Source organism: Streptomyces sp. NBC_00057 (assembly GCF_045041165.1).
Taxonomy (GTDB): Bacteria; Actinomycetota; Actinomycetes; order Streptomycetales; family Streptomycetaceae; genus Streptomyces.
Map to the genome: position 1 here is coordinate 4,009,930 of NZ_CP108256.1, position 20,190 is coordinate 4,030,119.

A 20,190-nucleotide genomic window follows, 5' to 3' on the forward strand; every position below is an offset into this window, starting at 1 on the left:
CCCGGACCCCCGCTCCTCAATCGCCGGAGGGTCCTGATGCCGAGCCCCGGGTCAGAGCTCGGTCGCCGCCCGCCGGGTCAGCCCGTACTTCGACGCGATCGAGTTCCACAGCCCCGACGCCTCCTGCTTCGCCTTGCTCGCCTCGCCGCTCTTCTCAGTGGCCTGCTGCGTCTCGGAGGTCGTACGGGCCTTGCCGTGCTTGCAGACCTTCTTGCCGTCCTTGGCCTGGCCCGCCCACGCGGCGTAGTGCTCGTCGGCGGCGGCGGACGCCTGCCAGGCCTTGGTGAGGGAGGCGGTCAGCCGCTCGTGGCCCGGCAGCTTGTCGACGGTCAGCCCCTGGAGCCGGGTCACCAGGTCACGGCGCTGCTGGGCAGCGCCCTTCAGATCGGTCACGGCCTGGTCCAGGTCGGTGCAGCTCTTGGTCTTCTCGACAGCCCCGACGACTGCGGCACGGCTGTTGTTGCTGTCCGCCAGCAACTTGTCCAGCGCCTCGGCCTGCGGCTTCGCCGGATCGGCCGCGGCCTGCGTGGAGGGCCGGCCGGCGGATGAACTGGCGGCGGCCACCGGCTGCTTGTCGTCCGCGCCCTTGTCGTCGCCACCGCTCATCAACGCGCCCGCGCCGAGGCCGACGACGGCGCAGCCGGCGACGACCGCAGCGATGAGCGTGACGTGCGCCCGCTTCCTGGGCTGCCCGGTCCGCCCCTGCGGACCCTCGTCCACGGGCTGGTACTGAGACTGCGGGGCCTGCGGGGGCTGATGGGCGCCCTGGTGCTGCTGCGCGGGGTCGAACCGGGGCATCTGCTGGGTGCCGCCCGCGGACCCGTCGTTGCGGAACAGGTTGTCGAACTCGGCGGGAGGCTGCCGCTCGCCGGGGGTCCCGGGCCTGATGCCGTACGGGGCGCCACCGGGGACCGGCGGGATGAACTGGGTCGCTTCGGCGTCACCGCCGTGCGCAGGCGCCTGGGGCTGCTGGTATGTCTGCGGCTGCGGCGCTGCGTGGTCGAGGAACTGGGTGGCCTCCGCCGGGCTCTCCGGCGGCAGCCCGCCCGGCGCGGGCCCGGCGGGCACCGGCGCGATGTACTGCGTCGCATCCGCGTCCCCGCCCATGCCCATGCCGGGCACGGCCTCGGGCGGCAACGGCTGCGCGTACGGCTGCTGGGGTTGCTGAGGTTGTACGGGAGGCAGCGGCTGGGCCTGCGGCTGTCCGTACGCCTGCGCCGGCTGCCCCTGACCGTACTGCCCTTGCCCGTACTGTCCCTGCCCGTACGCCCCCTGCCCCTGAGCATGGGCCTGTGGCTGCGACGAGGCGTCCTGGTGCGCCACCTGCGGCCCCCAGGGCTGCCCCCAGGGCTGGCCGCCCGCCGGGGCGCCCTGATCCGCGGGCCCCCCTGGTATCCAGGGCTCGCCGCCACCCGCGGGCAGCACGACACCTTCGTGCGCGGGCCGTACAGCAGGGAGCTGCTGCTCGTCACCCTGTCCGCTCTGCGTCACCGGGACTCCTACGTGTAAACCTACGGAATCGTCGGCTCACGCTATCGGGTGGTTACCACCCTTCGCCAAGCGCGTGATGTCACTCACCACCCCTTCACAAGCGCTGTAACACCCAGCGCTCCCAAGACGCAGTTAAGGGGCGGCCGGTCACACTCCGCCGGTCGGACCCCGGTCACACCGCCTGGAGCTCCAGCCGCGCCCCGAACTCCCGTACCGCCGGCTCGTCCCCGTAGGGCATCAGTCGCTGCTGCAGATCGTCCAGATACTCCGCTCCCCGGCTGGAGCGCACCGACCCCAGCAGCTCCATCGCCCGCGTGCCCGTGTGGCAGGCCTGCTCCACCTCGCGCAGCTGGACCTGGGCCGTGGCGAGGAGCACCAGGCCGATGCCGCGGCGGCGGGCCCGGGACTCCGGGTGGCCGTCCAGGGACTCCTTCGCCCGGCGCGCGGCCGCCTCCGCCTGCCCGAGGTCGCGGTGGCAGTGCGCCAGCTCGTCGGCGAGATAGGCGTGGTCGAAGTGGGCGATCCAGTCGGGGTCGTCCCCGGTGCCCGGTTCGGCATTCTCCATGGCGGTCAGCGCCCGGCCCGTCACCGCCTGGCAGGTGCGGGCGTCGCCGAGCAGGGCGTGCCCGCGCGCCTCCGCCGCGTAGAACATCGCCTCCGCCCTCGGGGTGACACGCCCGCGCGCGCCCTCCTGTGCGGCCCGTGCCAGCTGGGCGATCTCGCGCGGATTGCCGAGCTGCGCGGCGAGATGACTCATCGACGCGGCCAGTACGTAACCCCCGTACGCCCGGTCGCCCGCCGCCTGAGCCAGGCGCAGCGCCTGGATGTAGTAGCGCTGGGCGAGCCCCGACTGGCCCGTGTCGACCGCCATGTACCCGGCGAGTTCGGTGAGCCGCGCAACCGCCGCGAACAGCTGCCGCCCGACCGATTCGCGGTACGCCCCCGAGAGCAGCCCGGAGACCACGCTGTTCAGGTAGTGCACCAGGACCGGCCGCACATGTCCGCTGCCGAACCGGTGGTCGAGGTCGACGAGCGCGGCCGTCATCGCCCGTACCGCCTCCACGTCCGACATCCCGACGCGGGCCCCGGCGGCCCGGGCCACCTGCGGGTCGGCGCCGGTGATCAGCCAGTCGCGGCTGGGCTCGACCAGCGCCGACGACGCGATCGTCGAACCGGACAGGAAGTCGCGGCGGCCGACATCGCTGCGCCACAGCTCACAGACCTGCTCGATCGCCCCGATCACGGTCGGGGCGAACTGCAGGCCGACGCCGGACGCCAGATTCTTGCCGTTGGCCATACCGATCTCGTCGATCGTGACCGTACGGCCGAGCTTGCGGCCGAGCGCCTCGGCGATGATTCCCGGTGCCCTGCCACGTGGTTGTTGTCCACGCAGCCAACGGGCCACGGAGGTCTTGTCGTAACGCAGATCGAGCCCGCGCTCCACGCCGACCATGTTGACGCGGCGGGCGAGGCCGGCGTTGGAGCATCCGGCTTCCTGAATGAGCGCCTGGAGCCGTTCGTTCGGCTGGCGGGCGACGAGAGGCCTGGCTGCCATGTTTCCCCCTGAGGCCGCAGTGATCGATGAGCGGATCACTGCCCGGCAAATACACGGAAAATGCACACATTCATCGTGTTCATCACGTCCGTCGTGTTCGTTGCCATTCGTGTCGGCATATGACAGAGGCCGACCGTTCCGGAGTTGCCCCGGAATGGCTACCCGCCCGTTCGGGCGCCGCCTCACGCGCGCCCCCACCCATGCATCCATGCGCCCCGCATGCCGGATCGATGAGCCCTGACCACGCCCGCCACACCCGTAACCCCGTGTGGGGGCGGTAGTTGTGCTGCTCGTGGAACAGCCCATCGGAGTCGAAGAGCCCATCGGAGTCGTGGAAGCCTCGAAGATCCCCCTGCAGCTGAGCGAGCAACTGCTCGACGCCGCGGTGCGGTACGCGGAGGAGCGGCACTGGGACGTGTGCCCCGGCACCTGGCTGGAGGCGGCGGAGGGAGCCGAGCGGTGCTCGTGCGGTGACGCCGGCTGCGCCTCGCCCGGCGCGCACCCCGCCGGACCCGACTGGGCGGGCCAGGCGGCCGGCAGCGGTACCGCGGCCCGCCGGATGTGGTCCAAGCACCCCAGGGCGTCGATCCTGTTGCCCACCGGTCGCACCTTCGACGCGATCGACGTACCGGAGTCCGCCGGCTTTCTCGCCCTGGCCCGGATGGAGCGGATGGACGTACCGCTCGGGCCCGTCACCCGCACCCCCGACCGGCGGATGTTCTTCTTCGTCCTGCCGGGTACGGCGGCCGAAGTGGACGATCTCGTACAGAAGTTGGGCTGGCGGGCAGTCGCGATCGACCTCGTCGGCCGCGGCGACGGCCACTACGTGACGGGCCCGCCGACCCGGGTCGGCGGACGCGGGGCGGTGCAGTGGGCCCGCCGTCCCGTGTCCGCCAACCGGTGGCTGCCGGACGCGGAGGATCTCATCAGTCCGCTCGCCTACGCCTGCGCAAGGGAAGCAGCCGACGCACGAACACGCCTATCCTGAGGTGCCTTTTCGTAGGCTGTCCCCATACACGGGGACATCGGAAGGCTTACATCATGCAGGACCGGACAGAGACCGACAGAGCAGTGCGGGCGGGGGAAGCGGGAGAGGCGGGCGCAGCGCCGACGGCGCCGCCCGCCGTTCGCGTACAGGGGCTGTGGAAGCGGTTCGGCGAGCAGACCGCGGTCGCCGGGATCGATCTGGAGCTGCCCGCAGGCAAGTTCATCGGTCTCGTGGGGCCCAACGGAGCGGGCAAGACCACCACTCTGTCGATGGTCACCGGACTGCTCCGCCCCGACCGGGGACTGATCGAGGTCGGCGGCCATGACGTGTGGCGCGACCCGGTCGAGGTGAAGTCCAGGATCGGTGTGCTCCCGGAGGGGCTGCGGCTCTTCGAACGCCTCTCGGGGCGCGAACTCCTCGCGTACACCGGAAGATTGCGCGGGCTGCCGGGCGCCGAGGTCGACAAACGGGCCACCCAGCTGCTCGATGTACTCGATCTGGCCGGCTCCCAGCACAAGCTGGTCGTCGACTACTCGACCGGCATGCGGAAGAAGATCGGGCTCGCCGCCGCGCTCCTGCACAACCCCGAAGTGCTCTTCCTGGACGAGCCGTTCGAGGGCGTCGACCCGGTGTCGGCGCAGACCATCCGCGAGGTTCTGGAGCGGTACACCCGCTCGGGGGCGACCGTCGTCTTCTCCAGCCATGTGATGGAGCTCGTGGAGTCCCTCTGCGACTGGGTGGCCGTCATGGCCGCCGGCACGATCCGGGCCCAGGGCACCCTGGCCCAGGTGCGCGGCGCGGCGTCCTCTCTGCAGAACGCCTTCCTCGAACTCGTCGGCGCGGGCTCCCGGACCACCGGCGAGTCCCTGGACTGGCTGGGCGGCGACCGATGAGCGTGCTCGACGCCCCCGTGGGAGCCGCCCCCGGCCGGGACAGCACGAGCGGCGGCGAGGGGCTCGTCCCCGTCTTCGTACGGCTCAAACTGACCCTGTTGCGCAACGGGCTGCGGCAGTCGGCGGGCCGACGGGCCGCGTACATCACCTCCGTCGTCCTCACCCTGCTGATCGCCGCGGGCCAGCTGATCGCGCTGATCGCGCTGCGCGGGAACGCCCATGTCGGCACCCTCGTCATCCTGATGACCGGGGTGCTGGCGGTCGGCTGGACGGTGATGCCGCTGTTCTTCCCCAGCGGTGACGAGACCCTCGACCCGAGCCGTCTGGTGATGCTGCCGTTGCGGCCGCGCCCTCTGATCGCGGCGCTGCTGACGGCGTCACTGGTCGGGATCGGTCCGCTGTTCACGCTCTGTCTGGCGGCCGGCTCGGTGTTCGCGGTGGCGCAGGGGGTGGCCGGTGCGGTGTTCGCCGTGGCGGCCGCGCCGCTCACGCTGCTGCTGTGCGTGGCGCTGGCCCGGGCCGTTGCCACGGCCAACACCCGGCTGCTGACATCACGCAAGGGCCGCGATCTCGCGGTGCTCAGCGGGCTCGTGATCGCGGTGGGCTTCCAGGTCGTCAACTTCGGTGCGCAGCGGCTGGGACAGGCGGGCGGTCTCGCCGCGCTCGAACCGGCCGCGGACGTGGTGCGCTGGCTGCCGCCCGCCTCGGCGATCGGGGCGGTCGACTCGGCGTCGCGGGGCTCGTACGGGCAGGCCGCCGTACAGCTGCTGCTGTCCGTGGCGGCTCTGTTCGCGCTGTTGTGGCTGTGGCAGCGAAGTCTGGTGAAGCTGATGACGGCCCCGGACGGCTCGACCCTCGCCGGCGCCGGGCCGACCCGCGAGAAGGCCGGCAAGGGCGGCTCCAGGCTCTCCGCGCTGCTGCCTGCGGGGCGTACCGGACCGGTGATGGAGCGCAGCCTGCGATACATCGCACGCGACCCGAAGACCAAGGCCGCCTGGGTCACGGCGCTGGCGGTCGGGCTGATCGTGCCGATGCTCAACGCGGTGCAGGGCACCGGCTCGGTCTATTTCGCCTGCTTCGCCGCCGGAATGCTCGGCATCCAGATGTACAACCAGTTCGGGCAGGACACCTCCGCGTTCTGGATGGTGGCGCTGACCATCTCCTCCACCCGGGACGCGTACATCGAACTGCGGGCGCGGGCACTGGCATTGCTGCTGATCACCCTGCCGTACACGACTCTGGTGACGGTGCTGACGGCAGCGGTGCTCGGCGACTGGGATGCGCTGCCGGGGGGCATGGGGCTGTCGTTCGCCATGCTGGGCGCGATGCTGGCGACGGGTGCGGTGGCGTCGGCGAACTTCCCGTACTCGATCCCGCAGGACGGGGCGTTCAAGAACGTGGCACCGGGGCAGGCCGGGCTCGCCTGGATCTCGATCTTCGGCGGCATGATCTCGGCGGCGCTGCTCTGCACACCCGTGATCGCGGTGACGATCTGGCTGCATGTCGCCGACATGGAGCAGTGGCTGTGGCTGCTGCTGCCCGCGGGGGCCGCGTACGGGGCGCTGATCTCCTGGGCGGGACTACGGCTCGCCGCTCCCCGAACGGCGAACCGACTCCCGGAGATCCTGGCGGCGGTCAGCAAGGGCTGAGAGCCTCCTCCGCAGGGCCTGTCTCCCTCATGGGGAGACGGGCTCGCGGTCGTCCTGGGGGTCCTCGGCGAACTGCTCCAGGAAGGGTTCGACCGCCGCGCGCCAGCCCTCCGGCTGGTCGTAGTGGACGAGATGGCCGGCGTCGGCCACCTCCGCGTACTGCCCGCGCGGCAGTACGCGGACCATCTCCTGGGCCTCTGCCCGGCCCAGCTCGCCGTCGAGGCCGCGGAGCACCAGGGTCGGGCACCGGACCTGCACCAGCTCCTCCCAGTGCGCGTCGAACACCCACGTCGCGCGGGACTGGAGCATCTGGCGACGGGAGAAGACGGGGCGCCAGCCGTCGGCCCGCTCGGCCATCACCTCGGCGAAGAATTCGCCGCGGGCGGGGTTGGGCCGCTCCACCCAGGGGTCGTCCTCGCCGAACCACTTCCGTACGTCGGAGAGCGTCGCGAACGGCACCGGCCAGGACTTGAACCAGTCCTCCCACTCCCGCTGCGAGGCCGCCCCGAGCGCGGAGGCCCGCATGTCGCAGATGACCAGGGCCCGGACGAGATCGGGGCGCTTCGCGGCGAGCTGCCAGGCCGTGAGCGCTCCCATCGAATGCCCGACGAGGGTGACCGGGGCGAGGCCGAGCTGTTCGATCGCCGCCTCGGCGTCGGCGACGTACGCATCACGGGTGTACGGGCCTTCGGCCGGCTTCTCGCTGCGGCCGTGCCCTCGCTGGTCGAGGCCGACGGCGCGGTGCCGCTCGGCGAGCCAGCGGGTGGTCGAGGCCCAGTGGGAGGCCCGGCCCATCAAACCGTGGAGCAATAAGACCCCGGGGGCGTGTTCGCCCTCCGTGCGCCCTTTGGGCGGGTCGGCGAACTCCCAGGCCGCGAGGCGTACGCCGTCGGTCCCGGTCACATCGATGCGCCGCACCATATGTTCTGGCACCCCCTTCTGGTCCTCGATCACCGCTTGATCACCGCTCGATCACCGTGTGGTCGCGTCACGCCAGACTATCGAACCTGTATTCGAAAACCGGGTTCCGGCGTCCAACACCCCTCGTTCGAGTGACCGGCTCCAAGGATTGACGGCGGCCACGGAGGGGAGATCTTCTCCGGGAGGCGGGCCACTCGGGGATGAGGGCCCGTGGGGATCGACCTTGAGAGCTCGGGGCTCCAGGTCGAAACAGGGGAGGACAGGCCCCGGCGCCGCAAGGCGCCGGGGCCCTCTGCCGTTCGGGGAGCGGTCGTTCGGGGAGCGTTCGTTCGGGGAGCGGCCGGCACCAAAACGCCTTCGCGGGCGGCGGCACGGGTACCGCGGGCAGCGGCATTGGCTTCATGGGCGGCCGGGCGCGGATCGCGGGCGGCCGGGGCCGCGGCAGCGACCTTCCGGTGTGCGTGCCAGACATGCCGGACATGCCAGTACGACGGGCGCATGCGCCTGCTCCCTCCCCGACCGCGCGACCAGGTGGCCGACACTCTCAGGTATGCCTCAGCCACAGCCTGGCACGGGATCCGCCCTGGCGCTGCACTTCCGGGCGGAAAAACGGAAAGCGGACGTTACGCTTCAGCGCCCTGTCGGCACTCGGACGGCGACGCCCGTCAGCGGTGCCCGTCGCGGCACCCGTCAGCGCTTGGCCACGAACACGTGCGAGGCGATCTCGGCGTCCAGCTCCGCCGCCTCGCCGCTGCTGCCGACCAGCACCCCGCCGGGCGACTGGGTCACGCTGACCACGGAACCGGGCTGAACACCCGCCCGCCGCAGCGTGTACATCAGCTGGGCGTCCGTCTGGATCGGCTCACCGATCCGGCGCACGACCACCGTCTTGCCCTCGGCGCCCGGGTCGAGCTCCGACAGGCTCACCATGCCCTCGTCGAGGAACGGGTCGGCCTCGGCCTTCTCGCCCAGCTCCTCCAGGCCCGGGATCGGATTCCCGTACGGAGACTCCGTCGGGTGGCGCAGCAGCTCCAGCACCCGCCGCTCCACGGCCTCGCTCATCACATGCTCCCAGCGGCATGCCTCGGCGTGGACCTGCTCCCACTCCAGGCCGATCACGTCGACGAGCAGGCACTCGGCGAGCCGGTGCTTGCGCATGACGCGGGTCGCGAGGCGGCGCCCCTCGTCGGTCAGCTCCAGGTGGCGGTCGCCCGCGACCTGCACCAGGCCGTCGCGCTCCATGCGCGCCACCGTCTGGCTGACCGTCGGACCGCTCTGGTCCAGCCGTTCCGCAATCCGGGCGCGCATGGGGACCACGCCTTCCTCTTCGAGTTCGAGGATGGTGCGGAGATACATCTCCGTGGTGTCGATCAGTCCGGACATTCGTGCCCCTCGATGCTGTGACATGAAAAACGTCGTGCGCTGGCCCTGACCCAATTCTGACGCATACCGCCGACAACCGTGCCGGGCCGACCGAACGCTGTGCAGCGGAGCGGCGTGGGCGGTATTGACAGGCCACTGGCCCAGACCGCAACGTGATCCGCGGCACGGACACCCCACGGACAATTCTTCCCGCCGGAAAGGGCCTCCTCGATGAGCGACAGCAAGCTGGCCGGTCAGTTCTTCGATGCAGCGATCGGCCTGCTGGAGCGCGTACGCGACGAGGAGTCCGGCAACATCGCGGCCGCCGGTGCCGCAATCGCCGACACCGTCACCGCGGGCGGCAGGCTCTTCGCCTTCGGCGCCGGGCACTCCTCGCTCGCCGCGCAGGACGTCGTCTACCGAGCGGGCGGACTCGCCCTGATGAACCTGCTGGCCGTGCCCGGGAGCGTCGGCGTCGACGTCATGCCGGCGCCCCTCGGCTCGGCACTGGAGCGGGTCGACGGGCTGGCGGGCGCGGTGCTCGACTCCAGCCCCGCAAAGGCGGGCGACGTCCTCGTGATCATCTCGCTCTCCGGGCGCAACGCGCTTCCGGTGGAGATGGCGATGAATGCGCGGGCGCTCGGCCTGAAGGTCATCGGCGTCACTTCGGTGGCGTACGCGCACGGCACCCGGTCCCGGCACAGCTCGGGCGGCTTCCTGCGGGACCACTGCGACATCGTGCTCGACAGCAAGATCGCCATCGGCGACGCGGAGCTGACCGCCGCCGGGATCGAGGCGCCGTTCGCACCCGCGTCGACGGTCGTCACCAGTGCGGTGATGCAGGCGATGATGGCCGCTGCGGCGGAGCATCTCGTGGCGCGGGGGGTCGAGCCGCCGATGCTGCGGTCGGGGAACGTCGACGGCGGTCACGAGTGGAACGGGCGCGTCATGACGGAGTACCGGGACCGGATCTTCTACCGCCACGGGGGGTGACGGGCGGTCCGGCCGCCGTGCGGCGATCACCGGACGGCCGGCGGTCAGGCGTCGCCATCGGGTTCCGATCTCCCCTCGCCGGACAGCGAGTCGTCCGGTCAGACACTGCAAAGTACGACTGGACAGGTCGATCGACGACGGGTAGACAAGCACGCGAAGCTCCTGGTGGCTGCAAGCGATCTGGTCAAGAACCCGTCTACCAGGAGCTTCGTCGTTCCGCAGATCCCGTCCATAGCGGGAGTTCCGTCGCCGGTCAGTCCTGATGGATGTTCCGGAGGATTCGGTCGACGACCTGCGTGGCTTGCTTCGACTGCTCCTCGATCCAGTTGCCGAGGTGTTCCCGGACAGCCTGCCTGACACAGCCGCGTACGTCGGTGTTGCCCAGCAGCTCGTGCGTGGCGCCGAGGTATTCGGGGCGTTCGAGTTTCACCGACACGACTGCCGTGAGGCCCTTGCTGATCCGGTCGGCGCAGGGATCGTTGTCCGCCGCCAGCAGCCCTCGTTCACGCGCGTACGCGGTGACCGCCGCCGTTACTCCGTCTCGGAAGCCGTCCACGTGCGTGCCGCCCTGGCGAGTGGCCCGGCTGTTGGCGAAGCTGCGGATTTGCTCCTGGCCCGAGCCGCTCCACAGCATGGCCACCTCCATCGTCCCCGCCATCCGTGGATCCTCGCGCTCGAAGCCGATGACGTCCGGATGGAGGGCGGCCCCCGTCTCCGCGTCGAGGGCGGCCACGAAGTCCCGCACTCCGTCCGGAAACCGGAAGCTCACCGCCCGGGCCCCGCCCGCCGGGCGTTCGTCGGCCAGCGAGATCCCCAGGCCCCGGTTGAGGAAGGCCACCTGCCGGAAACGCTCCGCCAGCACGGCGAACGAGCACCACGTCGCCTCGAAGATCTCGGCGTCGGGCCAGAAAGTGATGGTCGTCCCGCTTCCGGCCGTCGGCCCCACGGCGGCGGGCTGGGCGGCCGCGACACCGCGCGCGTACTCCTGGACCCTGCGGGCCCCCTCACACTGCACCTCGGCCATCAGTCTGCTCGACAGGGCGTTGGCTACGAAGAGCCCCATAATCCGGCCATGGCTCACGGCCGCGATGTGCCGACCACCGGGCTCGGCCTCGGCGGGCATACGGGTCAGCAGGGCTTCGAGACCGCGGCCGCCGGTGTCCCCCTCGGCGGCGAAGGGACGCCCAAGCCCGTTGTGGGCGACCCGCACGCCGCCATCGGGGGTGAGCGTGACATCGACGGAGCCGTCGCCGCGGCCGGCCAGGACATGGTTCACGGCCCAGCCGACGACCTGGAACACCAACTCGTGCAGACCGCGTTCGCCGGTCGAGCCAACCCACATACCGGGCCGTTTCCGAACGGCTTCCCGCCCCTCCAGCTCCTCGATCCTGACAGCGTCGTACCCCATTCTTTCCCCACTCACGAAGACCCCTCCCATGGTGCCCGGCAGACCTCCGCAGCCTATGTGAAATCAATGAAAACACCAGGTCAGAGCCGTTCTGACGAAGCTGCGGGCGGGTGCGTGAGAACGTGCCGGGAAGCAACTGGCCCAGGTGCCGTACATCACGCCCAGAACATGCCCGCGGGCCCGGCGAAGCCGCGCACGACCCCACCCCGGGCGCCCCTGAGGCCCCCAATTCCATCGACGACGGGTAGACAAGCGCGCGAAGCTCTTGGTCGAGAACCCGTCTGCCAGGAGCTTCGTCGTTCCGCATGCGTGTCCACTCGTGGTCAGTGCCGCGAGATTGGAAAGGGCTCACTACCCGCCGAAGGTCGCCCTGTCGGCCCTGGTGAACTCGCTCAAGGGCGTTTCATCCCGCTACCTGCGACAGGAGTTCACCGGCCGTGTCAACCGCTTCATCATGCACGGCCGATTCTGGTCGGGCTCCTACTTCGCCGGGTCCTGCGGTGGCGCACCGTTGGATATCGTCAAGCAGTACATCGAGCAGCAAAAACGTCCGCTCCAGCCTGAGAGTTAGAGCAGTCCCGAGATCGGATTCCCTCCCCGCCCGAAGGCGGGGATTCCCTCCGAAGAGAGGGATGGCACCCAGCCCCCAGGGCAACGGTTCCGCCCTCAGACGCCGGAGGGGTGGGCCAGCACCTGCGCCAGGTCCACCGCTGCCGCGACCCGGACCGCCACGCTCTCCGCGTACGCCGCGTCGGGGCGTTCGAAGGCCGTGCGATGGGCGGAGCGCAGAAACGTCACCACGCCCAGCGTCCGCCCCCTGCTCCGCAGCACCGCGCACAACGCGTGCACCGAATCCCCCGGCCACTGCCGTTCCGCCGCCCACACCCCGGCCCCGGGCCCCGCGCCCGCGCCGGCCCGTACCGAACCCGTACGGTCCACCGCCTGAAGAGCCGGGTGCCCCGGCGTATACCGCAGTGGAATACCGCCGCCGGCCACCGGCAGGCACGGACCCGGCTCACCGAACGGGGTCGCCGCCACCCGCACCAGCCGCTCCCCCGCCACCAGGTCGACCAGCGCATGGTCGGCGAAGCCCGCGAGCGCATAGTCCAGATAGGACGTCGCCGCCTCCATCGGGTCCTCGCACTCGGACGCCGACCGCGAAGCCCGGTGCAGCTGGTTCGAGCGGAACCGCACCCGGTCCGCCTCCTGCGCCGCCAGCTTCTCCGTGGTCACGTCCTGGAACAGCCAGCCGACCCCCAACGGAACCGGCTCCTCCGCGAGCGGCGACGCCAGCCGCAGAAAACCACTGCGCCAGCAACGCCGCCGATCCCCCTCCGTCGTCCGCAACGTCACCCACAGCTCGGCGGGCGCCGGTGGCGCGCCCTCGGCGAGTACGTGCTGCAGGGCGCCCTCCAGATCCTCGACACCCTGCACGATCAACTCCCCCAGCGGGCGCCCCAGCAGCGTCGTACGCCCGGCGTCCAGCGCCCGTGCCGCGTGCGTGTTGACGACCGTCGGACGCAGATCGACGTCGACGAGCACCACACCCCACGACGCGTCCTCGAACAGCGCCTCGCTCAGCGCGATCGACCGCTCCAGATCGATCTGCGCATGCACCTCCCCGAACGCGCAGTACACCCCGGCCGGCTTCCCGTCCGCACCCCGGACCCCCGCCGACTGCGTCCGCACGAGCACCCGCCCACCGTCCTTGCGCAGCAGCGCGAACTCATGCACCCGGCGACCGGCGCCGTCCATGGCCGCCATCAGCCGCCCCTGCACCTCCCCCGCGTCCGCCCGCCGCACCGCCCACCCGGCAAACCCGGGCCGTCCCACGGCCTCCTCGGCGGACCAGCCCAGAATCCGCTCGGCCTCGCGGTTCCAGTGGGTGATGGTGCCGTCCGCGTCGAACGCGCAGAGCGCCGCATCCATCCCGTCGAGCAGCGCCGCGAGCAGCTCGGCCCCGGGCCCTGCCCTCGGACCCTCTTCGGGCCCGAGCGCGTCGGTCGTCCCACTGCTTGTGGACGCACTCATCCCGTACCCCCCGCAGGACGTATCCGGCATTACCGCACGTCAGACCATTGAACTCGAACGTGACCCAGCGCACACCGACTTCTCTGAAATAGGCCGGTCCATTAATTCGGTTGTGCGGTCCCGGAAGGGTTCCTAGTGTTTGCCGTACACGTCGAAAGGAGGTGATCCGAAAAGTGCAGTCTTATCGGATTCGTGAGGTGGCTGCGGGCTGACAGCCCGTCGTCGCACACAGTGCACCTCGGCAGGCTGTCTGCCGAAACCCAAGCAGTCACCGACCCGCAGGCTCGCCGGTAAGTCCGGCCGGCTCCTTCGTGCACGGAGGAACCAGAGCCTGCGGGTTTCTGCATGTCCGGAGGGGAATGGGGGCGGGTTACGGACACAGGCGCTCGACGCGCCACTTCTCGCCCTCGCGTACATACCTCAGCCGGTCGTGCAACCGGTTCTCGTGGCCCTGCCAGAACTCGATCGTGTCGGGGACCACGCGGAAGCCGCCCCACTGAGGGGGCGCGGGGACATGTTCGCCCTCGGGGTAGCGGGCGGCCAGTTCCTCGTAGCGTTCGATCAGCTCGTCACGGGAGCCGATCACCGTCGACTGGGCGCTCGCCCAGGCGCCCAGCTGGGAGCCGTGGGGGCGGGTGCGGAAGTAGGCGACCGTCTCTTCGCGGCCGACGCGGGCCGCCGTGCCGGTGACGACGACCTGGCGGGCCATCGGGTGCCAGGGGAAGAGCAGCGAGACGTGCGGGTTGGCGGTCAGTTCGCGGCCCTTGCGGGATTCGTAGTTGGTGAAGAAGACGAAGCCGCGTTCGTCGTACTTCTTCAGCAGCACCGTGCGTGAGGACGGCCGGCCCTCGGGGGTGGCGGTGGAGACCACCATGGCGTTGGGCTCGTGGAGCACCCCGCCCACGGCTACCTGCCGGAACCAGTGGGCGAACTGCTGCATCGGGTCGGCAGGCAGCGTGTCCTCGGTGAAGGCCACGGAGCGGTACTGCTCGCGCATCGCGGCCGGATCGGTGGTGGAATCGGAGGGGGAGTCTGCGGTGGGCACGGGGTCATCCTGCCGCAGCGGCCGAGTCTGCCCGGCAAGGAGGGGCATCAATCCGTCACCGGTGAATCGGGAAGCTGTGCCGGATGTCACGCTTCCCCGCGTCGTGGGAACCCGCCAATATCTTGGGGCAGGCCACTGTGGCCTCCGTACAGCCGCCGACCGAGGGAGCCGCCATGTCCGACTTCGTACCGGGACTAGAGGGAGTCATCGCGTTCGAGACGGAGATCGCCGAACCGGACAAGGAAGGCGGTTCGCTCCGTTACCGCGGTGTCGACATCGAGGATCTCGTCGGCCATGTGTCGTTCGGAAATGTCTGGGGTCTGCTGGTCGACGGGGCGTTCAAGCCGGGGCTGCCGCCGGCCGAGCCGTTCCCGATCCCGGTGCACTCCGGGGACATCCGGGTCGATGTGCAGTCCGCGCTGGCGATGCTCGCTCCTGTGTGGGGCCTGAAGCCGCTGCTCGACATCGACGAGGAGACGGCGCGCAACGATCTGGCGCGGGCCGCGGTGATGGCGTTGTCGTACGTCGCCCAGTCGGCGCGCGGGCAGGGGCTGCCGATGGTTCCGCAGAGCGAGATCGACAAGGCGCAGTCCGTGGTCGAGCGGTTCATGATCCGCTGGCGCGGTGAACCGGACCCCAAGCACGTCAAGGCCGTCGACGCGTACTGGACGTCGGCCGCCGAGCACGGCATGAACGCCTCCACGTTCACCGCCCGGGTCATCGCGTCGACCGGCGCCGATGTGGCGGCGGCGCTTTCGGGCGCGGTGGGTGCGATGTCGGGGCCGCTGCACGGTGGTGCGCCGTCCCGGGTCCTCGGCATGATCGAGGAGATCGAGCGGACCGGGGATGCCACCGCGTATGTGAAGAAGGCCCTGGACAAGGGTGAGCGGCTGATGGGCTTCGGGCACCGGGTCTACCGGGCGGAGGACCCGCGGGCACGCGTGTTGCGGCGTACGGCGAAGGAGCTGGGCGCGCCGCGGTTCGAGGTGGCGCAGGCGCTGGAGAAGGCCGCGTTGGAGGAGTTGCACGCGCGTCGCCCGGACCGGGTGCTGGCGACGAACGTGGAGTTCTGGGCGGCGATCATGCTGGACTTCGCGGAGGTTCCGGCGCACATGTTCACGTCGATGTTCACGTGTGCGCGTACGGCGGGCTGGTCGGCGCACATTCTGGAGCAGAAGCGGACGGGGCGGCTGGTGCGGCCGTCGGCGAGGTATGTCGGGCCGGGGTCGCGTGATCCCCGGGAGATCGAGGGGTACGCGCAGATCACGGATCTGGGGAACTGAACCCGTGGTGTGAGGTCCTGGGCCGGCAGGCCCTGTCGGCCCCGGCTCAGTCCAGGGCGTCGTCCAGCAGTGCCGCCCACTGTGCCACGACCCTCTGACGCCGGGCGGTGTCGTCGGTGAGTACGTTGGCCAGGCCCAGGCCGCGGGCCATGTCGAGGAGACCCTGGACGGTTTCGCGTACGCCGGGCCTGGTTTCGTCGGCGGTGAGGAGTTCGACGGCGATGCGGTGGGTCTCGCGGCCGACCCGGGCTTCGAGTTCGGTGACGCGGGGGCGGAGTTGTTCCTCGTTGGACGCGGCGACCCAGAGCTGGAGTGCGGCGCGGAAGAGCGGGCCTGTGTAGAGGTCGACGAGGGCGGCGACGACGGCCGTGCGGCCCTGGACGGGCAGGGCGCGCAGGGCGGCGGAGCGTTCCTCGGCAACGTATTCGACGGCTGCGGTGAACAGGTCCTCGCGGGTCGGGAAGTGGTGCTGGGCGGCGCCGCGCGAGACGCCTGCGCGTTCGGCGACGACGGAGACTGTGGAGCCTGCCCAGCCGTGTTCGGCGAGGCAGGCGACCGCGGCTTCGAGGAGTCGCCGGCGGGTGGCACGGCTGCGGTCCTGCTTGGGGGTCCTGTCGGTGGAGGGCGTCACAACACCCATGCGGGGTCCCGTCGTTCGAGGAAGGCCGTCATCCCTTCCCGTGCCTCGGCGGAGGCGAAGAGTGCTGCCGAGCGGGCGATGAGGTCTTCGGCGTACTGGTCGAAACTCTTCAGCACAGTAGCTGTGACCAGCTCCTTCGATGCTGCCAGCCCCTGCGGTGAGGCCCTGCGCAGTCCGTCCAGTACGGGTACGAGTGCCTTGTCGATGTCCTCGGTGGACCCGACGGCGATCGTGATCAAGGAGATGCGGGCCGCTTCGGTCGCGTCGAAGCGTTCGCCGGTGAGGTAGTAGCGGGCGGCGGCTCGTGGGTCGGTGCGGGGCAGCAGTGGCATGGAGATGACGGCGGGGGCGAGGCCGAGCCGGGATTCGGTGAGGGCGAACGAGGCGCCGGGGCCGGCCACGGAGATGTCGCAGGCGCTGAGCAGTCCGAGGCCGCCCGCCCGGACGTGCCCCGTGACCCGGGCGACGACGGGCTTGGGCAGTGCGACGATCTGCCGCATCAGGGCGACGAAGGCTGCCGGGTCGGGCGGTCCGGTGAGGTCGGCGCCCGCGCAGAACGTGTTGCCGGTGTGGGTGAGGACGACGGCTCGTACGGTGTCGTCGGCGGCGCACGCGTCCAGGGCGGTGGAGAGCTCGCCGACCAGGTGCGCGGAGAGTGCGTTGCGGTTGGCCGGTGAGTCGAGGGTGAGGGTGGTGATGCCCCGGTCGTGGGTGGGTTCGGCGAGCGGCGTCATGTGTCGGTCTCCTTCTCGCAGGACTTCTCGGACGCGGCGGGAGCCGCGGTGGGCAGCTGCGGCGTGGAGAGGCGGAATGTCCTGCGTCAGTACGACTTGGGGAGGCCCAGGGACTGGTGGGACACGTAGTTCAGGATCATTTCCCGGCTGACGGGTGCGATCCGGGCGACGCGGGCCGCGGTGATCAGGGACGCGAGGCCGTATTCGCGGGTGAGGCCGTTGCCGCCGAGGGTGTGCACGGCCTGGTCGACGGCTGTGACGCAGGCTTCGCCGGCCGCGTACTTCGCCATGTTGGCGGCCTCGCCGGCACCGATGTCGTCGCCTTCGTCGTACAGCCGGGCGGCCTTCTGCATCATCAGCCGGGCCAGTTCCAGTTCGATGTGGGCCTGGGCGAGGGGGTGGGCGATGGCCTGGTGGGAGCCGATGGGTTCCTTCCACACCTGGCGGGTCTTCGCGTACTCGACGGCGCGGGCGAGTGCGTAGCGGCCCATGCCGATGCCGAATGCGGCGGTCATGATGCGTTCGGGGTTGAGCCCGGCGAAGAGCTGGAGCAGTCCGGCGTCCTCATCGCCCACGAGGGCGTCGGCGGGCAGCCGTACGTCGTCGAGGACCAGCTCGAACTGCTTCTCCGGGGCGTGGAGTTCCATGTCGATCTGCGAGCGCCGGAAGCCGGGTGCGTCGCGCGGGACGATGAAGAGGCAGGGCTTGAGCCTGCCGGACCTGGCGTCCTCGGTGCGGCCGACGATGAGGGTGGCGTCGGCGATGTCGACGCCGGAGACGAAGACCTTGCGCCCGGTGAGCAGCCAGTCCTCGCCCTCCTTGCGGGCGGTGGTGGTGATGCGGTGGGAGTTGGAGCCCGCGTCGGGTTCGGTGATGCCGAAGGCCATGGTGAGGCTGCCGTCGGCGAGGCCGGGGAGCCACTGCCGCTTCTGGGTTTCGGTGCCGAAGCGGGCGATGACGGTGCCGCAGATGGCCGGGGAGACGACCATCATGAGGAGTGGACTGCCGGCCGCGCCCAACTCCTCCAGAACGATGGAGAGTTCGGCCATTCCGCTGCCTCCGCCGCCGTACTCCTCGGGGAGGTTCACGCCGAGGTAGCCGAGTTTGGCGGCTTCGGTCCACAGTTCGCGCGGGTGGGCTCCGTCGCGTACGACGGAGGTCATGTAGTCCCGCCCGTAGCGCTTTCCGAGGGCGGCGACGGCTGCGCGCAGGGCCTGGTGCTCTTCGGTTTCGAGGACGGTACTCATGCGTTCTCCTCAGGGTCTGCGGGTTCGGTGACGACGGCGAGCAGGGCGCCGACCTCCACCTGGAGGCCGGGGGCGGCATGCAGTGCGGTGAGGGTGCCGGAGGCGGGGGCGAGGATGCGGTGTTCCATCTTCATCGCCTCCAGCCAGATCAGTGGCTGCCCGGCTTCGACCGTCGCCCCGGCCCCGAGACCGTCCGCGATGCGGACGACGGTGCCGGGCATGGGGGCGAGCAGGGAGCCGGGGGCGGTCCGGTCGGTGGGGTCGGTGAAGCGGGGCAGGGCGGTGAAGGCGTACGAGCCGGTGGCGGTGTCCACGTACACCTTGTCCCGGTGGACGGCGATGGCGAAGTGGCGGGTGACGGGGCCGACTTCGAGGGTGACGTGGTCGGTGCGGGCGGCGATGACCCGTTCTCCGGTTTCGGGGACGGGGCCGGTGCGTGTGGTGCGGTAGGCGGCCTGGTGTTCGGTGCCGTCGGGTTCGGTGCGGTAGCGCTTGACCTGGGGTTGCGAGGAGATGTTGCGCCAGGCGCCGAAGCGGGCGGGGCCGGGGCCGTGGTGCCGGGTGGCGGCGTCGGCGAGGGCGGCGGCCAGGGCGGCGGTGCGGTGGTCCGCCTCGTCCGGGGCGGGGGTGAGGGCGTCCAGGTTACGGTCGTAGAAGCCGGTGTCGAGGCGGGCGGCGCGGAAGTCGGGGTGGCGCAGGGACCGTACGAGCAGGTCGCGGTTGGTGATCGGGCCGTGGATGCGGGCGCGTTCCAGGGCGCGGGCGAGGAGGCGCACGGCTTCGCCCCGGGTGGGGGCGTGGGCGATGACCTTGGCGAGCATCGGGTCGTAGTGCACGCCGATGGTGTCGCCGCCGGTGTATCCGGTGTCGAGGCGCAGTCCGGGTTCGTCCGGCATTTCCAGCGTGTGCAGTGCTCCGGTCTGCGGCTGCCAGTCTCGGGCGGGGTCCTCGGCGTAGAGGCGGGCCTCGACGGCGTGGCCGTGCGGCTCGGGGGGCGCGGTGGCGGGCAGCGGTTCGCCTTCCGCGATGCGCAGTTGCAGGGCGACGAGGTCGAGCCCGAAGACGGCTTCGGTGACGGGGTGTTCGACCTGGAGGCGGGTGTTCATCTCCAGGAAGTACGGCCGTCCGTCGGCCGCGAGGAGGAACTCGACGGTGCCCGCGCCCCGGTAGCCGACGGCGCGGGCGGCGGCCACGGCGGCATCGTGCAGCCGGGTCCGCAGCGCGTCGTCGAGGCCGGGTGCGGGGGCCTCCTCGACGACCTTCTGGTGGCGTCGTTGGAGCGAGCAGTCCCGGGTGCCGAGCGCCCAGACCCCGCCGTGCTCGTCGGCCATGACCTGGACCTCGACGTGCCGGCCGCGCTCCACGTACGGCTCCGCGAAGACCTCGCCGTCCCCGAAGGCGGCAGCGGCCTCGGCGGAGGCGGCCGTCAACTCGCCCGGCAGATCGTCCGGTTCGCGGACGATCCGCATGCCGCGCCCACCGCCGCCCGCCGCCGCCTTCAGCAGCAGCGGAAGGTCGTCGGCGGTGACCTTCTCCGTGTCGACGGGCGCGAGCAGCGGCACCCCGGCGGCGGCCATCAGCTCCTTGGCGCGGGTCTTGGACGCCATCAGCTCGATGGCCTTGACCGGCGGCCCCACCCAGACGAGACCGGCGTCCTGCACGGCCCGGGCGAATCCGGCGTTCTCGGAGAGGAAGCCGTATCCGGGGTGGACGGCGTCGGCGCCCGCCGCGAGCGCGGCGCGTACGACGAGGTCACCGCGCAGATAGGTGTCGGACGGGGCGGCACCCGGCAGCCGTACGGCGGTGTCCGCCTCCCGTACGTGCAATGCGTCGGCGTCCGCGTCGGAGTACACGGCGACGGTGGCGATGCCCAGCGCACGGCATGTGCGGAAGATCCGGCAGGCGATCTCGCCCCGGTTGGCAACGAGCAGTGTGGAGATCATCTGTGGC

General features: G+C 71.0%; 16 protein-coding genes and 2 pseudogenes. 6 read left to right on the forward strand and 12 right to left on the reverse strand.

The genetic code is table 11. From position 1 onward, the window contains the following. Positions 1 to 51: 51 nt before the first annotated feature. Positions 52 to 1,491: a hypothetical protein gene (locus OG953_RS18680; protein ID WP_405685532.1), complete on the reverse strand. Its 1,440-nt coding sequence runs from the start codon at positions 1,489 to 1,491 to the stop codon at positions 52 to 54. Positions 1,492 to 1,663: 172 nt separating this feature from the next. Beyond that, the gene (locus OG953_RS18685; protein ID WP_405685534.1) at positions 1,664 to 3,046 is read right to left on the reverse strand and encodes a transcriptional regulator; all 1,383 of its coding nucleotides are present in this window, start codon (positions 3,044 to 3,046) and stop codon (positions 1,664 to 1,666) included. A gap of 292 nt (positions 3,047 to 3,338) precedes the next feature. Between OG953_RS18685 and OG953_RS18690 the strand changes: the two genes are divergently transcribed. The 3 genes from OG953_RS18690 to OG953_RS18700 are packed head-to-tail and all read left to right on the forward strand — an operon-like array spanning position 3,339 to position 6,576. Further along, the gene (locus OG953_RS18690; RefSeq protein ID WP_405685535.1) at positions 3,339 to 4,034 is read left to right on the forward strand and encodes a bifunctional DNA primase/polymerase; all 696 of its coding nucleotides are present in this window, start codon (positions 3,339 to 3,341) and stop codon (positions 4,032 to 4,034) included. 53 nt (positions 4,035 to 4,087) lie between these two features. Continuing rightward, on the forward strand, positions 4,088 to 4,927 hold the full coding sequence (locus OG953_RS18695; RefSeq protein WP_405685536.1) for an ABC transporter ATP-binding protein: 840 nt from the start codon (positions 4,088 to 4,090) through the stop codon (positions 4,925 to 4,927). Further along, complete coding sequence (locus tag OG953_RS18700) at positions 4,924 to 6,576, forward strand: transporter (RefSeq protein WP_405685537.1); 1,653 nt, start codon at positions 4,924 to 4,926, stop codon at positions 6,574 to 6,576. Before OG953_RS18695 ends, OG953_RS18700 begins: the two co-directional genes overlap by 4 nt. Positions 6,577 to 6,603: 27 nt before the next feature. On the opposite strand, the gene OG953_RS18705 is transcribed toward OG953_RS18700, so the two are convergent. Continuing rightward, positions 6,604 to 7,497, reverse strand: a complete 894-nt coding sequence (locus OG953_RS18705) for an alpha/beta fold hydrolase (protein ID WP_405691916.1) — start codon at positions 7,495 to 7,497, stop codon at positions 6,604 to 6,606. A 690-nt stretch (positions 7,498 to 8,187) separates the two neighbouring features. Continuing rightward, entirely contained in the window at positions 8,188 to 8,880 is a 693-nt protein-coding gene (locus OG953_RS18710) for a metal-dependent transcriptional regulator (protein WP_093899867.1), read from the reverse strand. A gap of 210 nt (positions 8,881 to 9,090) precedes the next feature. Between OG953_RS18710 and OG953_RS18715 the strand changes: the two genes are divergently transcribed. Beyond that, a complete protein-coding gene (locus tag OG953_RS18715; protein WP_405685538.1) occupies positions 9,091 to 9,852 on the forward strand; it encodes an SIS domain-containing protein in 762 nt (253 codons plus the stop codon). A gap of 18 nt (positions 9,853 to 9,870) precedes the next feature. Here the strand turns inward: OG953_RS18715 and OG953_RS18720 are convergent. Then, a pseudogene (locus tag OG953_RS18720) lies at positions 9,871 to 10,005 on the reverse strand (IS5/IS1182 family transposase); the annotation flags it as partial. A 100-nt stretch (positions 10,006 to 10,105) separates the two neighbouring features. Next, the gene (locus OG953_RS18725) at positions 10,106 to 11,275 is read right to left on the reverse strand and encodes a DNA gyrase subunit B (protein ID WP_405685539.1); all 1,170 of its coding nucleotides are present in this window, start codon (positions 11,273 to 11,275) and stop codon (positions 10,106 to 10,108) included. A gap of 337 nt (positions 11,276 to 11,612) precedes the next feature. Here OG953_RS18725 and tnpA point away from each other — a divergent pair. Beyond that, a pseudogene (gene tnpA / locus OG953_RS18730) lies at positions 11,613 to 11,831 on the forward strand (IS200/IS605 family transposase); the annotation flags it as partial. Between the two features lie 95 nt (positions 11,832 to 11,926). Here the strand turns inward: tnpA and OG953_RS18735 are convergent. Both OG953_RS18735 and pdxH read right to left on the reverse strand, forming a co-directional pair. Then, complete coding sequence (locus OG953_RS18735; RefSeq protein ID WP_405685540.1) at positions 11,927 to 13,291, reverse strand: PAS domain-containing protein; 1,365 nt, start codon at positions 13,289 to 13,291, stop codon at positions 11,927 to 11,929. A 370-nt stretch (positions 13,292 to 13,661) separates the two neighbouring features. Next, positions 13,662 to 14,288: a pyridoxamine 5'-phosphate oxidase gene (pdxH, locus tag OG953_RS18740; RefSeq protein WP_405691918.1), complete on the reverse strand. Its 627-nt coding sequence runs from the start codon at positions 14,286 to 14,288 to the stop codon at positions 13,662 to 13,664. Between the two features lie 221 nt (positions 14,289 to 14,509). Between pdxH and OG953_RS18745 the strand changes: the two genes are divergently transcribed. After that, complete coding sequence (locus tag OG953_RS18745) at positions 14,510 to 15,619, forward strand: citrate synthase 2 (protein WP_405685541.1); 1,110 nt, start codon at positions 14,510 to 14,512, stop codon at positions 15,617 to 15,619. 46 nt (positions 15,620 to 15,665) lie between these two features. Here OG953_RS18745 and OG953_RS18750 read toward each other — a convergent pair whose 3' ends face one another. From OG953_RS18750 to OG953_RS18765, 4 genes are all read right to left on the reverse strand, one after another. Continuing rightward, complete coding sequence (locus tag OG953_RS18750) at positions 15,666 to 16,259, reverse strand: TetR/AcrR family transcriptional regulator (RefSeq protein WP_383070458.1); 594 nt, start codon at positions 16,257 to 16,259, stop codon at positions 15,666 to 15,668. After that, positions 16,247 to 16,993: an enoyl-CoA hydratase family protein gene (locus tag OG953_RS18755; protein ID WP_405685542.1), complete on the reverse strand. Its 747-nt coding sequence runs from the start codon at positions 16,991 to 16,993 to the stop codon at positions 16,247 to 16,249. Before OG953_RS18755 ends, OG953_RS18750 begins: the two co-directional genes overlap by 13 nt. 86 nt (positions 16,994 to 17,079) lie before the next feature. Continuing rightward, positions 17,080 to 18,240, reverse strand: a complete 1,161-nt coding sequence (locus tag OG953_RS18760; RefSeq protein WP_405685543.1) for an acyl-CoA dehydrogenase family protein — start codon at positions 18,238 to 18,240, stop codon at positions 17,080 to 17,082. After that, positions 18,237 to 20,183 carry an acetyl/propionyl/methylcrotonyl-CoA carboxylase subunit alpha gene (locus OG953_RS18765; protein WP_405685545.1) on the reverse strand — a complete coding sequence of 649 codons (1,947 nt, stop codon included), beginning with the start codon at positions 20,181 to 20,183 and terminating at the stop codon, positions 18,237 to 18,239. The genes OG953_RS18760 and OG953_RS18765 overlap by 4 nt, the downstream gene beginning before the upstream one ends. Positions 20,184 to 20,190: the final 7 nt, after the last annotated feature.